Origin of the sequence: Phenylobacterium sp. (assembly GCF_031412415.1) — a bacterium.
Classification (GTDB): Bacteria; Pseudomonadota; Alphaproteobacteria; order Caulobacterales; family Caulobacteraceae; genus Phenylobacterium.
Genome location: NZ_JANOCX010000021.1, coordinates 1 through 14,337 on the forward strand (window position 1 = coordinate 1; position 14,337 = coordinate 14,337).

Consider the following 14,337-nt stretch of genomic DNA (forward strand, 5'->3'; position numbering starts at 1 on the left):
GGTCAGGTCGACGTTCAGGCGATCGGTCGCCTTCCAAGCCACACCGGCGATCAGCTGGTAGGCCAGGGCCGTGTCGTCGTCGTCGATGGTCAGGTTCTGGAAGGCGGGGTTGGCCGCCGTGATGGCGCCCGACACGCTGGAGAACTGGCCAACGGTGTCGATCGACACGTGGTTGATGCCGACGCCGAAGCCGAGGAAGGGGTTGATCATCGAGCCGGGGGCGAAGTCATAAATGACGTTGCCCATGACGGTCCAGGACTCGATCTCGCCAGCGGGCGAGCCGCAAACGGGCGAGGCCGCGCTGCGGGTCACGCCGGCGGTGCAGAGGCCGAGGATGGCGTTGTTGGCGCCGCCGCGGATCGATTCGATGTCGCCGGGGCGGTAGCCGCCTTCCAGCTCAACGCGCCAATGCTCGTTCAGCTGATAGCCGAGACGCGCGAAGCCGGTCCAATCTTCTTCTTGATTGAAGTCCCAGCTGTAGGGCGTGCCCGCAGCCGAATTGTTGGACGACTGAGCGTCCATGCCTTCGGGCCAGTGGTAGCCGAGATCGACGGCGCCGTACCAGCCAGCGTCTTGGGCGGACGCGCCCGACGCGGCGAACACAGCCGCCAGGGCGGCTCCCGCCAGAAGTTTGAATTTCATATTCAGAGCCCTCTCATTGCCCTTTGCCGCGGCCTTACGCCTCAGCACTGTTATATCAAGGCCGAAGCATAGCGAAAGTGTCGCAGGAGCAACACTCTCGGCAATATCCCGAACCCCACGAACTCACACCAGGACGCTACTGAAAATCCCCGAAGCAAGCAACTTCGGCGGGAGACGTAAGCCCCCCGTTTCGCGCCACGAGCGAAGCGCCTGGTACGCCTCGTTCGCTGCGAATTCGTTAGCAGGGCTTGCCGCAAACCTGAACAGAGACGCCGCTTTCGCACGCTTCGCCGGTCGAAATCCTTGGATATGCTTGTAAATCCGCCACAGAGTCGCAGCTCGCGGGGTCGCTCCCACGCGTAACTCTTCCGTGACCGTTGACATTCAAGCCCCATGAAAGCCGCGTGCTAGCCCTCACGCTTCGACCGGCACAACGGCAAGCGGCCTGTTTGGTTCCAATCCAATTTCACCAGATTTTACTTGATCGCGGATGGTGACGCTTTTGCTTCACCATGGCGGGGCGAAACTGCGTCATGATTCTGTCGTGCGCCGATAGCGACGGGTCCGCCCGCCCAGGGCTTCGGGCCGATTCAGCGCCTGTCGGTACTCGTCGCGGCGCTCGTGAATCGAGGCGATGATCAGGCCCATGGGCACGCCGATCTCCACCAGCACCGCCTCGGAGAGCTGCAGGCTGGCCTCCACGGTCTCGGGCACGGCGTCGGTGGCCCCCAGTTCGTAAAGCCTGGCCGCCTGGCGCGCGTCGCGGGCGCGGGCGACGATGATCAGGTCGGGGCGCATCTCGCGCGCGGTGGCGACGATGGCTTCGACCCCCTCCGGCGCGTCCATGGTCACCACCAGGGCCGGGGCGGTCTCCAGGCCGCACCGCTTGAGGAACTCCGAGCGCGAGGCGTCGCCGTAGAAGATGGCGTCCCCGGCGTGTCGGCCGCTCTCCACCAGGCGCGCGTCCCGTTCGGCGGCCACCCAGGCGATGTCGTGGCGGCCCAGCATGTCACCCACCAGCTTGCCGACCCGGCCATAGCCCACCACCAGGACGCGAGGGGTCTCGGGCTGCTCGTCCAGGATCGGCGGTTCGGCGACCACGCCCTGGCCGGCGGTCTTGCGGCCGCCCAGCCGCAGGCCGAGGGCCGCCAGCAGGGGAATGCACATCATCGAGATGGTGGAGGCGACCAGGATGGTCTGGCCGATGGGACGGGCGACGATGCCCTCGCCCATGGCCGACGAGAGGATGACGTAGGCGAACTCGCCGCCGCCGGCGAGCAGCAGGCCCGCCTCGAGCGCGCCCCGCCAGGGCAGGCCAAAGGCGCGGCTGAGCCCGAAGACCACGCTGAGGTTCAAGGCGATCACCCCGGCGGCCATGCTCAGGATGAGCAGCGGCTGGGCCGACAGCAGCGACAGGTCCAGTCCAATGCCGACGGACAGGAAGAATAGGCCGAGCAGCAGGCCCTTGAACGGCTCGATCGTGACCTCGACCTCGTGGCGGTACTCGGTCTCGGCCAGCAGCAGGCCGGCGATGAAGGCGCCCAACGCCATGGAGAGACCGGTGAGGGCGCTGACCAGACCGGCCCCGATCACCACCAGCAGGCAGGCGGCCATGAACAGCTCTTCGCTCTTGGCCCGCGCCACCGACTTCAGCATCGGCCGCAGGAGCAGGCGGCCGAAGACCACCAGCAGCAGCACCCCCAGCAGGGCGGGGGCGAAGGCCAGCAGCAGGCGCGGCGAGAAGGTCTCTCCGTCGGCACCCCGGCCGAGGATCACCAGGGTGACCAGGATGGGAGCCACGGCCAGATCCTGGAACAGCAGCACGGAGAAGGTCGCCCGTCCGGCGGCCGAGTGCTGGCGCTTGTGCTCGGTCAGGATCTGCATGACCACGGCGGTGGACGACAGGGCGAGCGCCGCGCCGATGGCGGCGGCGGCGGCGGGCGGCTGGCCCAGGGCCAGGGCGGCGGCGGCGATGACGCCAAGGCACACGGTGACCTGCAGCGCGCCCAGGCCGAACACCCATTTGCGCATCAGGCGCAGGCGTTCCCAAGACAGCTCCAGCCCGATCATGAACAGCAGGAACACTACCCCGAACTCGGCGAGCTGGGCCAGTTCGTCGGGGTTGTCGATCGTCACGTATGCGAGCCAGCCATAGGTCGTCGACAGGGCGCCCAGGCCGTAGGGCCCAAGGACCACACCGGCCCCCAGGAAGCCCAGGATGGGGCTGATCTTCCAGCGTCGGAACAGCGGCACGATCACGCCCGCGGTGGCCAGGAACAGGATCACGTCCTTGTACTCGCCGGGCGAAACGTGGCCTTCCATGCGCTCTCCTTCTGGGGTGAGGCGCAGTATGGGGCGCATCGCGGTCTAGCGTAACCCTGCAGGCGCCGCCCAGGGCTCCGCGACCGTTCGATTTCCGGGCTGAAACAAGGGGTCCGCGGCGTTGACAGCGGCACTGCTCTTATCGCCTATGCCCCGCATATTTTAAGAATGATGGAGGAACGCCGTGGTTTGGAATTACGCCAACCTGTGGGAATCGGTGGCCCGCGCCACGCCCGACCGCCCGGCCCTGATTCACGGGGACCGCAGCCTGAGCTGGAACGACTTCGACCGCCGCGCCAACGCCCTGGCCGCCCACTTCGTCGGCGCCGGTCTATCCCGGCAGTCCAAGGTCGCGGCCTATCTCTATAACGGCCCGGAGTATCTCGAGAGCTACTACGCCGCCTTCAAGGCCGGCCTGGCGCCGTTCAACACCAACTATCGCTACGGCGGCGAGGAGCTGACCTACCTCTTCGACAACGCCGACGCCGAGGCCGTGGTGTTCCACGCCTCCTTCGCCGAGATGGCGGACAAGGTGCGCGGGCGCCTGCCCAAGGTGAAGACCTGGGTCGCCGTGGCCGAGCCCGGCTTCCCGGTCCCCGCCTGGGCCGCCAACTATGACGCCATCGTCGCGCCCGGCGCCGAGCGGTTCGAGGCGCCCTGGGGCCGCTCGGCCGACGACCTGCTGATCATGTACACCGGCGGCACCACCGGCATGCCCAAGGGTGTGATGTGGCGCCAGGAGGACCTGTTCAAGGCCCTGGGCGGCGGGGCCAACCTGCTGCTGGGCCTGCCCGCCCTGGAGAGCGTCGAGGAAGCCGGCGCGCGGGCGACCGCCAACGCCGCCTCGGGCCTGCCGCTGGCGATCACCATCCCGGTGGCGCCGCTGATGCACGCCACCGGCCAGTTCATCTCGTTCGGGACCCTGATCTCGGGCGGCGCCGTGGCCACCCTGGTTCCGCGCCGGTTCGATCCCGCCCACCTGTTCGACGAGGTCGACCGCCTGGGGGTCTCGGGCCTGATCATCGTGGGCCCGGCCTTCGCCGCCCCGATGCTGGAGACCCTGGACGCCAATCCCGGCCGCTGGACCCTGCCCTCCCTGCGCCGGATCATCTCGTCGGGCGCCATGTGGGGGGCGGAGAACAAGCAGGGCCTGCTGAAGCACCTGCCGCACATCATGCTGATGGACTCCCTGGGCTCCTCCGAGGCGCTGGGCCTGGCGGCCTCCACCTCGGGCGGCGGGGCGGCGGCCGGCACGGCGAAGTTCGCCACCGGGCCCAACGCGGCGGTGTTCACCGAGGACGGGGCGCGGGTGCAGCCAGGCTCGGGCGTGCGCGGCCTGGTCGCGGTCGGCGGCCACACCCCGGTCGGCTACTACAAGGACGAAGAGAAGTCGGCCAAGACCTTCCGCACCTTCGAAGGGACGCGCTGGAGCGTGCCCGGCGATTGGGCGACCGTGGAGGCCGACGGCTCCATCACCCTGCTGGGCCGCGGCTCGCAGGTGATCAACACCGGCGGCGAGAAGGTCTTCCCCGAGGAGGTCGAGGAGGCGCTGAAGCGGTTCGCCGGCGTGCGCGACGCCGCCGTGGTGGGCGTGCCCGATCCGCGATTCGGAGAGCGCATCTGCGCGGTGGTCGACTTCACGGGCGAGGCCAAGCCCTCGCTGGCGGACCTGGCGGCCCATGTGAAAAGCCTGCTGGCCGACTACAAGGCGCCGCGCGAACTGGTGCTGGCGCCGGTGGTCCGGGCGCCGAACGGCAAGCTGGACTACAAGGCCATCCGCGCCGAGGCCATCGCGGCCCTGTCGGCGACGGCGTAGGGGGTCGTGCCGAGCGTCATCCGGCGCCTAAACAAAAAGTAACGTGCCTCGGGGGGCGGGGGCGGTCCAGGGTCGCGCGACCCCAAGACCTTAAGAAGGCACGGAAAATTCGATGAAGACCCTCTGGCTCGGCGCGGCCTCCGCCGTCGTCCTGATCTGCGCGGCCGCCCCGTCCCTGGCCGCCGACGCTCCCGACCTGTCCCAAGCGCCGCGGATGGGGCCGTGGGGCTTCGACGCCGCCGGCCGCAACCTGGCGATCGCGCCGTCGAAGGACTTCTACGACTACGCCAACGGCGGCTATGTGGACCGGCTGCAGATCCCGGCCGACCGCTCGCGCTACGGCGCCTTCGACGTGCTGAACGAGCTGTCGCAGAACCGCATGCGCGCGGTGGTCGAGAAGGCCGCCGCCAACACGGCGGCCACCGGCGGCGAGGCCAAGATCGGGGCCTTCTACCGCGCCTTCGTCGACGAGGCGGGGGTGGAGGCCCTGGGCGCCAAGCCTCTCGCCGGCGACCTGGCGGCGATCTCGGCCCTCAAGACCCATGACCAGATGGCCGGCCACATGGGCGCGACGGCGCGCAAGTTCGGCGGCTCGTTCTTCGGGTCCTATGTGCACGACGACTCAAAAGATCCGGAGACCTACGCGGCCTACCTGTTCCAGGCCGGCCTCGGCCTGCCCGACCGCGACTACTATCTGGACGCCAAGTTCGCGCCGCAGAAGTCCGCCTACGAGGCCTATGTCGCCAAGTTGCTGACCCTGGCCGGCTGGGAGAAGCCGGCGGAGAACGCCAAGGCCATCGTCGCCCTGGAGACCGAGATCGCCAAGGTCTCCTGGACCCGCGCCGAGCGCCGCGACCGCGACAAGACCTACAATCCCTACGAGGTCGCCAAGCTGGCCGCCTACGCGCCCGGGTTTGACTGGAAAGCCTATCTCGACGGCGCGCATCTGAAGACCGACCGGGTGATCGTGGTCGAGAACACGGCCCTTCCGAAGATCGCGGCGATCTACGCCAAGACCCCGATGGACACGTTGAAGGCGTGGTCGGCCTTCAACCTGGTCGACCAGGCCTCGCCCTATCTGTCCAAGACCTTCGACCAGGCCAATTTCGAGTTCCGCTCCAAGACCCTTTCCGGCCAGCCCGTGCAGCAGCCTCGCTGGAAGCGGGCGGTGGTCGCCGTCGACAACAACGTCGGCGAGGCGCTGGGCAAGCTCTATGTCGACGCCTACTTCCCGGCGGCCAGCAAGGCGAAGATGGAGGTCCTGGTGGCCGATATCCGCACCGCCATGGGCGCGCGGATCGAGAAGCTGGACTGGATGGGTCCGGCCACCAAGGCCAAGGCCAAGGAGAAGCTCTCCAAGTTCGGCGTCAAGATCGCCTACCCGGACAAATGGCGCGACTATTCGGCCCTGGAGATCAGGGACGGCGACCTCTACGGCAACATTCAGCGGGCCAACGCCTTTGAGTGGGACCGCCAGGCGGTCCGGCTGGGCGGTCCGGTGGATGACAGCGAATGGGCGCTGACCCCGCCGACCATCAACGCCTACTACGCCTCGACCAAGAACGAGATCGTCTTCCCCGCCGCCATCCTGCAGCCGCCGTTCTTCGATCCCGAGGGCGACCCGGCCATCAACTACGGCGGCATCGGCGGGGTGATCGGCCACGAGATCACCCACGGCTTCGACGACCAGGGCCGCAAATCGGACGGCGACGGCAAGCTCACCGACTGGTGGACCGCCGAGGACGCCGCCAAGTTCGACGCCCAGGCCAAGAAGTTCGGCAAGCAGTACGCCGCCGTCGAGGTCCTGCCCGGCGCCTTCATCAATCCCGATCTGACCATGGGGGAGAATATCGCCGACCTGGGCGGGCTGCTGCTGGCGCTGGACGCTTACCACATCTCGCTGAAGGGCCAGCCGGCCCCGGTGATCGACGGCCTGACCGGCGACCAGCGGGTGTTCCTGGGCTGGGCCCAGGTCTGGCGGGGCAAGTACCGCGACGACCGCATGCGCCAGCAACTGGTCAGCGATCCCCACGCCCCGCCCAAGTACCGGGTGCAGGTGCCGGTGAAGAACATCGACGCCTTCCACGAGGCCTTCGGCGTGAAGCCCGGCGACGGCATGTATGTTGCGCCGGCGGACCGGGTCAGGATCTGGTGACGATCCTAGGACGCCGGACGCCAGCCGCTGGCGGCGAGGAAGGCCTTGGGGTCTGACATCTCGAAGATGTCGCGGAGCGCCTGGAGCTTGTCCGGGGCGCGGTCGTAGTAGGCCTTCACGATGCGGTGGCCGACCCAGTAGCCGAGGTCGCCGGGCTTGTCCGCCGTGCCAGGACCGTTGTTGAGCCAGGCCGACAGGTCGGTCTTGTCCTGGTCGGCGACGAAGGCGGCCTCGATCTCCGCCTCCCGCCCCCTTGTCCAGGCCCGGTGCTGGTGGTTACCGGGTTGGCCGGAGATCAGCTCGGCGACGAACTCCCCCGTCCCCTCCATCAGCGACATGCGCAGCACGGTGGCGTCCGGATCGCCCGGCGCCATGTCCTTGCTCGCGTCGGCCTGCTGGATATGGCCGTATTCGTGGGCGATGGTGTGGACGAAGCGGGCCGCGAGGTCTGGGTGCATGAACTCGGCGGCGCACAACGCCTCCAGGCCCATGCTGACGCCCGCAGAGTCCGCGATGCCGATCGGCCGCCCGCGACCGACCACGATGGCCACCGGCGCGAGCCTGGCCTCGGGATAGAGCCGGGCCAGCTTGGCGAAGGCCGTCGTCAGCCGCCGCTTCACGGCCGGCAGGACGGCGAGGCAGCGGCGGGCGGCGACGTAGATCTCCGGGCGGGTCCGCAGGGTGTCGGCGATCCGCGTCCCGGTCACGTTCCGCACCTTGGCGAAATGGCGCAGGTTGTCGGAGCCCTTGGCGAAGTAGTCGCGGTCGAGCTGCTCGGCGGTGGGCCGGCCGCCGGCCGCGTCATAGACCTTGTAGAACCGCGTCACATCGTCGGTGACGATCACTGCCTGCCGCGCCGACTGCGCCCAGGCCGGGCCGGCGGCGGCGGCGAGGATAACGATCGCCGACGCCGCCAGGGCGCGTGCCTTCGGGACTGGGGACACGTGATCGAAGTCCGGGTTCGCGGGTTGGGGAAACGCGACCGAAATCTCGCTTCGGTCGCTCGCGGTCAATCGCTTTTTGAGGCCTCGGATCGAGCGGTCAATCGGGAGGTACGGTGGCCCCGGCGCGGCCGTCGCCTAGCCTGTTCTCCACGACGACTCGGCCAACCTTGGGCGTCCAAACGGTCGTTCCGGTGAAACCAGAATTCTTGCGAGGACCGCCCCGTGCGCTGAATTTGTTGCCCGCCGCGCGCGGCCATGGTCCGCTCGTGGCGGGAGGCCGCCATGTCCGAACCGATCGTGACCAAGACGCCGCCGCGCAAAGGCCGACCGCTTGGCGTCCTGGCCGCTGTCGCCGTTCTGGCCGCCATCGCCGGGGGCGTGTGGTTCATCGTCGCCGGGGGATCAGGCGTGGTCCCCAGCCCCGCCAGCATGGTCGGCGAGCCGGTCCGGGCGGTCACCCCGGCGGGTGACCGGGTTTACCTGATGACCAGCCAATGGCGGACCTTCCGGTCGCGCACGAACCGCAGCGGGACATCCTATTCGCGGCTGTTTGTGCACGTCTGGGCGTTCGATCCTCTGAGCGCCAAGCCGGTCTGGCGCTCGCGCGTCGCCGACGAGCGGGGCGGCTCGAACATGGGCCGCAAGATCCTGGGCGTGCAAGGCGGCGTCCTGTGGCTGCTGGACGGCAAGAGCCTGGTGGGCCTGTCGCCCAAGGACGGAAGCCGGGTCGCCGACGCCGCGACCCTGGAAGCCGCCAACCCGGCGCTGAAGGGTGTCGTGCCGGCGGAGGAACAGTACTTCCGCTTCGACCCCCAGGGCCTGTCCTTCACCGCCGCCGACGGACGCGACTGGCGGATGACCGGCCAGGGCTCGGCCAGCGCGCCCGACGGACCACGGCTGGACATCGACGCCCAGCGGGCGCCGGCGAGGCCGGGGATCGCCATGCCGGCCGACACGGCGGGGGGCAATGGGTCGTGGGCCTTCTATACCCGTGGCCTGGCGATTGGCGGGACCATGTGGCTCGGCCTGCTGGCCGAGCCCGAGGTGGAGTCGTTCCGCAAGGCCGGCGCCATCGGCGGCGTCGATCCCGAGCGCTATCCCCGCGCCCGGGTCTGGAGCGCCCGCATCGGCAAGACCCAGACCTTCTTCGGGCCGAGGCCGACGTTCGCCGACTTCAAGCCGTTGCCGGAGGGACCGGAGTTCCTGACCGCCGGCCTGCTGGAGGACAACCGCTGCTGCCACGACACGCCCATCCTGCTGTTCAATCCCGACAGCGTGCTGGTGCTGCACAAGGACCGGCTGGGCGAGGGCGGGCGGTTCAGGTTGACGCGGGTGTCGGGGCCGCTGGGCAAGCCGCTGTGGACCGTCGACCTGCCGGCGACGGCGCTGGAGGCTGTCATGCCGGGCGAGCGGTCGGTGGCGATCTACGGCCGGCGCGACGAGCCGCCGCTGTTTGGCCGGGAGAAACGCCCGGAGAGCGTCGGACAGCTCATGGCGATCGACTACGCCACGGGGGCGATCAACACCTACGGCTTCAGGATCAAGGCCACCGAGCCGCAGGACATTCCGCCCTCCTCGACCGAGGCGGCCAAGGTCGACTAGCGCGAGACGGTGACGTCCTTGATGAGCGCGTGGACGGGGCCCTTCTCGCCGACGCTCCACATGGCCGCAGGTGGGCCAGGGTCCTGAGGCGCACCCCAGCCCGATCTCCTCGACGACCTGACCGTCCGTCTCAGGACCGTCGGCTATTCTTCACGCCGGCTGTCGTCTGGGCGGGCGGTCAATCGTCCTTGGGGCGTTGGCAGGAGATTCAGGACGATGACACACAAATCGAACCCGCTGGACGTCACCTTCGAGGCGGTTCTGCTCAAGAGCGGCGCGGCTGGCGGCTGGACCTACGTGATCTGGCCACAATCGGCCGAGTTCTTCGGGACTAAGGGCTTGGTGAAGGTGCGCGGAGACATGGGCGGCCAGCCCTTCCAAAGCGCCTTCATGGCGCTTGGGAACGGCACGCACAAACTCCCGGTGCGCGCCCAGTTGGCCAAGCGCCTCGGCAAGACCCCAGGCGACACGATCAAGGTCCGGCTGGAAGAGCGCCTCGGCTAGGCCGTCAGCGCGCGACGGTGACTTCCTTGATCAGCGCCTGGACCGGGCCCTTTTCGCCCACGTTCCACATCGCCTTCAGGTGGGCGAGCGTGCGGGTCGCGGCGTCCTCCATCTTCCAGTCGCAGCCCTCGAAGCGGCAGTCGCGGAAGACGGGCGGCGGGCCGCCAGCATAGACCATGCGGCAGTCCCGGAACTCGCAACCCGAAAAGCTCTCGCCGTCCAGGGACACGGTCTCATGGTTGAATACGACGCCGTGCTGCATGTTCGATCTCAATCTTCACTGGGTTCGGAGTCGGGCGGGGTCTCGCCGGCGGCCTCGGCGCGGGCGCGTTCGCGCTGCTCGCGCTTGGCGTCGGCCCGCTCGGCGGCCTTGTTGGCCTTGGCGCGCTCGCGCTCTTTCTTCTCGAACTGGTAGTTGGGTGTCTTGGCCATGGCTGGTGCTCTCGGAGACCGCGTCGGCCCCGCCGTCTCCTAGCGCGTACTGCCGGCGAAAAGCCAGTGGCGGCGTGTCGCTATCGTTTTTGACGTTTGAGTCAAAAATAGCGTCGGGCAAAAATTTGGCCCGCTGCGGGGGATAATCGCAGCGGGCCATATTTTGAGCAGTCGCTCTTATTGAGCGGGCGTTTCCTCCCCGAAACGCCGGAGACTGGAAGACTTACGCCGCCATGTCTCTCGCAGGACTGAGAAAACGGCAATTTCTGACCCGAGTCAATGGATCGAAATCGGCGTACAGGGTAAATTTTGATCAAGAGCGACCGATCGCCGCGTTTCTCTTGTGCAACGCGACTCTTTTTGACAGTTGCGTCAATTCTCGACCCGCGACAGTAGCGCCGCGTAGGAAATACAACCCGTTTCGTAGACGAAGTCGGGGCTGGTGGCCGTGACCGGACCGATTCCCGCCGCGGCGAGGGCGAGCGATGTCTCAGCGATCTTTCCCGCCGGAGTCAGAAGTCCGTTCGGTCGCCGACTGGCCCCCTGATTCACCAGCCGTTCGACCAGGTCGGCGTCCCGGGGATCGGCGGGCCAGGTGAGGATGGCGCTCTGGTGGGCCACCGCGCGGGCCTCGATGGTGCGCAGCAAGGCTTCCGCCACGGCGAGGCGCCCGCCGCTCCAGTCGGCGCGCAGGGACGCGGTCAGGTGGGCCTGGCTCTTTAGGATCACCCCATCGGACAGAATCTTCAGGCCGTTGGCCACCAGGGTCGCCCCGGTGGTGGTGATATCGACCACCAATTCGGCCGATCCGGCGGCCGGCGCGCCCTCGGTTGCGCCGCCGGATTCGGTGATCCGGTAGTCGGCCACACCATGGCGGGCGAAAAAGGTTCGAGTCTGAACGAGATACTTGGTGGCCACCCGCATGCGCCGTCCGGTGCGGGCCAGCAGGTCGTGGCCCACCTCCTCCAGATCGGCCATGGTCTCCACGTCGAGCCAGCTCTTGGGCACGGCCACCACGAGGTCGGCGCGGCCAAAGCCCAGGGGCCGGAGCAGCAGGATGCGGGCGTCGACGTCGCCGCCGCGCTCGCGCAGCAGATCCTCGCCGGTGATCCCCAGATGGACCTCGCCGGCATCCAGGGTCTCGGCGATGTCGCCGGCCGAGAGCAGGCGCACCTGCACGCCCGGCGCGCCCTTGAGTTCGGCCATGTAGCCGCGCGAGCCGCCGGTGACCGAGAGCGACAGGCCGCAGTCGGCCAGCCAGGCCTCGACCTGTTCCTTGAGCCGGCCCTTGGAGGGGACCGCGACGATCAGGGGGTCGCTCACGCCTCGCCTCCCGCCCAGGCCCGCCAGGGCCGGACCATGCAGCCCACGGCCTTGGCCGCCGCCGAGCCGCCCAGCCGCGCGGGCAATCCGTCATAGCGACCACCGACGGCCACGGCGCGGTCTGGGGTCAGGGCGGCCGAGCGGACCTCGAAGGTCAGGCCGTCGTAATAGTCGAAGGCGTGGCCGAGCGCCGTGGCGAACCGGATGCGATCGGCCGGAACCTCGCCCAGCAGGGCCAGACGCCGGCTCCATCCCTCAAGCGCGGCCTCAAGTTGGGGCGACTTTCCGGCGATGGCGCGAACGGCGGCGAAGGCGGCGGCCGGCGCATCATCGACGGCCAGGAAGCGGCGGACGGCGTCGGCCTGGTCCAGGGTGAGCGCGGGCGCGCGGGCGGCTTCGGCGCGCCGGATCAGGCGCTGGGCGATCTCGGGCGCGCCACGGCCGCCGACGGGCTCGACGCCGGCCAGGGACCAGACCTCTTCCAGCAGGCTCGCGGCGTCGGGTTCGGACAGGCCGGCCAGCAGGTCGGCCAGGCGGCCGCTGTCGTCCGGGGCGGGCTGCGTTCCGGCGCGGGCGAGCTCGGCGGCCAGGAGGCGCGGGCGCGCGGCGACGCGCTTGAGGCGGACGGCGAGCGGCGGCGCCAAGTCCTGGCTGTCAACGAAGGCGCCGAACAGGGCGATGTCGCCCAGGTGCAAGGTCAGGTCGTCGCGACCGCCCGCCACGGCCGAGGCCCAGGCCAGGGCCGCGATCTCGGCGTCGGCGGCCACGGCGTCGCCGTCGGCGGCGTCGAAGCGCTCCAGGCCGATCTGGCGGAACTCGTCGGGCTGGTCGGAACCCAGGGCGGCGCGGAAGGCCTTGCCCTCATAGTAGTAGCGTCCGGCCTCGCGGCCGCTGTCCAGGTGCTGGCGCACCACGGGCACGGTGAAGTCGGGGCGCAGACAGGTCTCCTCCCCGCCCGTGGCCTGGACCACGAACAGCCGCGCGCGCATGGCCTCTCCGGCCAGGTCCAGCAGCAGGCCCAGCGGCTGCAGGATCGGGGCGTCGACGGGCTCGGCGCCCAGGGCCTCGAAGGGCGCGTGGATGGCGGCGAGCGCGGAAGATGGAACGGTGGGTTCGGCCTTCACTTGGCGACATCCAGGATCTTGCGGACCGTGGCGACCAGATCAGCGCGATCGACCACCATCTGGCCCGGACGCTGCTCGCGCCATTCGGCGTTGTCGGTGACGCCCGAGGCGAGTTGACGGCCGAGGTCCAGGTCCTTGATCGTGACCTTGCCGGCGGCGATCTCGTCGCCGCCCAGGATGACGGCGGCCGGCGACATGCGGCGGTCGGCGTACTTCATCTGCGGCCGCATGCCCGACGAGCCCAGATAGACCTCGGCGGCGATACCCGCTGCGCGCAGTTCGCCGGCGGCGGCGAAGTAGTGGGCCATGTCGTCCGGGCTGAAGGCGATGATCACCACGGGGCCGCGGGCGTCGGCGGCGAGGTCGCGGCCGGCGGCGCGCAGGGCCGAGGCCAGGCGCGAGACCCCGAAGGAGAAGCCGGTGGCCGGAACCTGCTGGCCGGTGAAGCGGGCCACCAGATCGTCGTAGCGCCCGCCCCCGCCGATGGAGCCGAAGCGGACCGGGGCGCCCTTGTCGTCCTTGGTCTCCAGCAGCAGCTCGGCCTCGAAGACCGCGCCGGTGTAGTATTCCAGGCCGCGCACGATGGAGGGGTCGAACATGGCCCGGTCGGGGCCGACTCCCATGGCGCCCAGCGCTTGATGAATGGCCGAAAGCTCGGCCAGGCCGGCGTCGCCCTCCGCCGAGCCGCCGATGATGTTGGCGATCTGGTCCAGGGTCTCGACCCGGCCGCCGGCCCCAGCGGCGACGAAGGCCAGCACGGCTTCGGCGCCGGCGGTGTTGAGGCCCGCGCCCTTGGTGAAGGCGCCGGACTCGTCCTTGCGGCCCTCGCCCAGCAGCAGGCGCACGCCCTCGGGACCCAGGCGGTCCAGCTTGTCGACGGCGCGCAGGACGGCGAGCTTCTGACCGTCGTCAGCGACCCCGGCCGTGGCCAGCAGGCCGTTCAACAGTTTGCGGTTGTTGATCTTGATCGCCGCCGATCCGGCCGGAAGGCCCGCGGCCTCCAGGCCCTCGACGGCCATGGCGATGATCTCGGCGTCGGCCTCCGGGCGGGCGGAGCCCACGGTGTCGGCGTCGCACTGGGTGAACTCGCGGAAGCGGCCGGGCCCGGGCTTCTCGTTGCGCCAGACCGTGCCGAAGGCGTAGCGGCGGAAGGGCTTGGGCAGGGTCTCCCAGTTCTGCGCCGCGAACCGGGCCAGCGGCGCTGTCAGATCGTAGCGCAGGGCCATCCACTGCTCGTCGTCGTCCTGCAGGGCGAAGACGCCCTCGTTGGGACGGTCGGCGTCGGGCAGGAACTTGCCGAGCGCGTCGGCATACTCGAAGGCCCCGGTGTCGAAGGCCTCGAAGCCATAGCGCTCATAGACCGCCGACACCTTCTCCAGGATCTGGCGTTCGGCGGCCAGGTCGCGGGCGCGGCGGTCGTTGAAGCCGCGCGGGGCGCGAGCTTCGGGGCGAGGTGCGTCGGTCATGCCGTCC

The 14,337-nt window shown here is 69.4% G+C and carries 12 protein-coding genes; 4 read left to right on the top strand and 8 right to left on the bottom strand.

Going from position 1 to position 14,337, the window contains the following annotated elements; genetic code table 11:
* Together RMO04_RS00985 and RMO04_RS00990 are read right to left on the bottom strand one after the other, a co-directional pair.
* Positions 1–642: outer membrane beta-barrel protein (locus RMO04_RS00985; RefSeq protein ID WP_309642931.1), on the bottom strand; the 642-nt coding region annotated here is incomplete at its 3' end.
* A gap of 531 nt (positions 643–1,173) precedes the next feature.
* Positions 1,174–2,964 carry a cation:proton antiporter gene (locus RMO04_RS00990; protein WP_309642932.1) on the bottom strand — a complete coding sequence of 597 codons (1,791 nt, stop codon included), beginning with the start codon at positions 2,962–2,964 and terminating at the stop codon, positions 1,174–1,176.
* A 184-nt stretch (positions 2,965–3,148) separates the two neighbouring features.
* On the opposite strand from RMO04_RS00990, the gene RMO04_RS00995 reads away from it, so the two are divergent.
* Both RMO04_RS00995 and RMO04_RS01000 read left to right on the top strand, forming a co-directional pair.
* Entirely contained in the window at positions 3,149–4,780 is a 1,632-nt protein-coding gene (locus tag RMO04_RS00995) for an AMP-binding protein (RefSeq protein ID WP_309642933.1), read from the top strand.
* 112 nt (positions 4,781–4,892) lie between these two features.
* Positions 4,893–6,935: a M13-type metalloendopeptidase gene (locus RMO04_RS01000; protein ID WP_309642934.1), complete on the top strand. Its 2,043-nt coding sequence runs from the start codon at positions 4,893–4,895 to the stop codon at positions 6,933–6,935.
* A gap of 5 nt (positions 6,936–6,940) precedes the next feature.
* Here RMO04_RS01000 and RMO04_RS01005 read toward each other — a convergent pair whose 3' ends face one another.
* Positions 6,941–7,879 carry a DUF2268 domain-containing putative Zn-dependent protease gene (locus tag RMO04_RS01005; protein WP_309642935.1) on the bottom strand — a complete coding sequence of 313 codons (939 nt, stop codon included), beginning with the start codon at positions 7,877–7,879 and terminating at the stop codon, positions 6,941–6,943.
* Positions 7,880–8,161: 282 nt separating this feature from the next.
* Between RMO04_RS01005 and RMO04_RS01010 the strand changes: the two genes are divergently transcribed.
* Positions 8,162–9,481 carry a PA2928 family protein gene (locus RMO04_RS01010; protein WP_309642936.1) on the top strand — a complete coding sequence of 440 codons (1,320 nt, stop codon included), beginning with the start codon at positions 8,162–8,164 and terminating at the stop codon, positions 9,479–9,481.
* A 216-nt stretch (positions 9,482–9,697) separates the two neighbouring features.
* Entirely contained in the window at positions 9,698–9,985 is a 288-nt protein-coding gene (locus RMO04_RS01015) for a DUF1905 domain-containing protein (RefSeq protein ID WP_309642937.1), read from the top strand.
* Between the two features lie 4 nt (positions 9,986–9,989).
* On the opposite strand, the gene RMO04_RS01020 is transcribed toward RMO04_RS01015, so the two are convergent.
* The 5 genes from RMO04_RS01020 to hisS all read right to left on the bottom strand — a co-directional run bounded on the left by RMO04_RS01020 (position 9,990) and on the right by hisS (position 14,330).
* A complete protein-coding gene (locus RMO04_RS01020) occupies positions 9,990–10,247 on the bottom strand; it encodes a hypothetical protein (protein WP_309642938.1) in 258 nt (85 codons plus the stop codon).
* An 8-nt stretch (positions 10,248–10,255) separates the two neighbouring features.
* A complete protein-coding gene (locus tag RMO04_RS01025) occupies positions 10,256–10,417 on the bottom strand; it encodes a hypothetical protein (RefSeq protein ID WP_309642939.1) in 162 nt (53 codons plus the stop codon).
* 372 nt (positions 10,418–10,789) lie between these two features.
* Positions 10,790–11,740 carry an ATP phosphoribosyltransferase gene (gene hisG / locus RMO04_RS01030; protein WP_309642940.1) on the bottom strand — a complete coding sequence of 317 codons (951 nt, stop codon included), beginning with the start codon at positions 11,738–11,740 and terminating at the stop codon, positions 10,790–10,792.
* Complete coding sequence (locus RMO04_RS01035; RefSeq protein ID WP_309642941.1) at positions 11,737–12,864, bottom strand: ATP phosphoribosyltransferase regulatory subunit; 1,128 nt, start codon at positions 12,862–12,864, stop codon at positions 11,737–11,739. Before RMO04_RS01035 ends, hisG begins: the two co-directional genes overlap by 4 nt.
* Positions 12,861–14,330, bottom strand: coding sequence for a histidine--tRNA ligase (hisS, locus tag RMO04_RS01040; protein WP_309642942.1), 1,470 nt, complete (start codon positions 14,328–14,330; stop codon positions 12,861–12,863). The genes RMO04_RS01035 and hisS overlap by 4 nt, the downstream gene beginning before the upstream one ends.
* Positions 14,331–14,337: the final 7 nt, after the last annotated feature.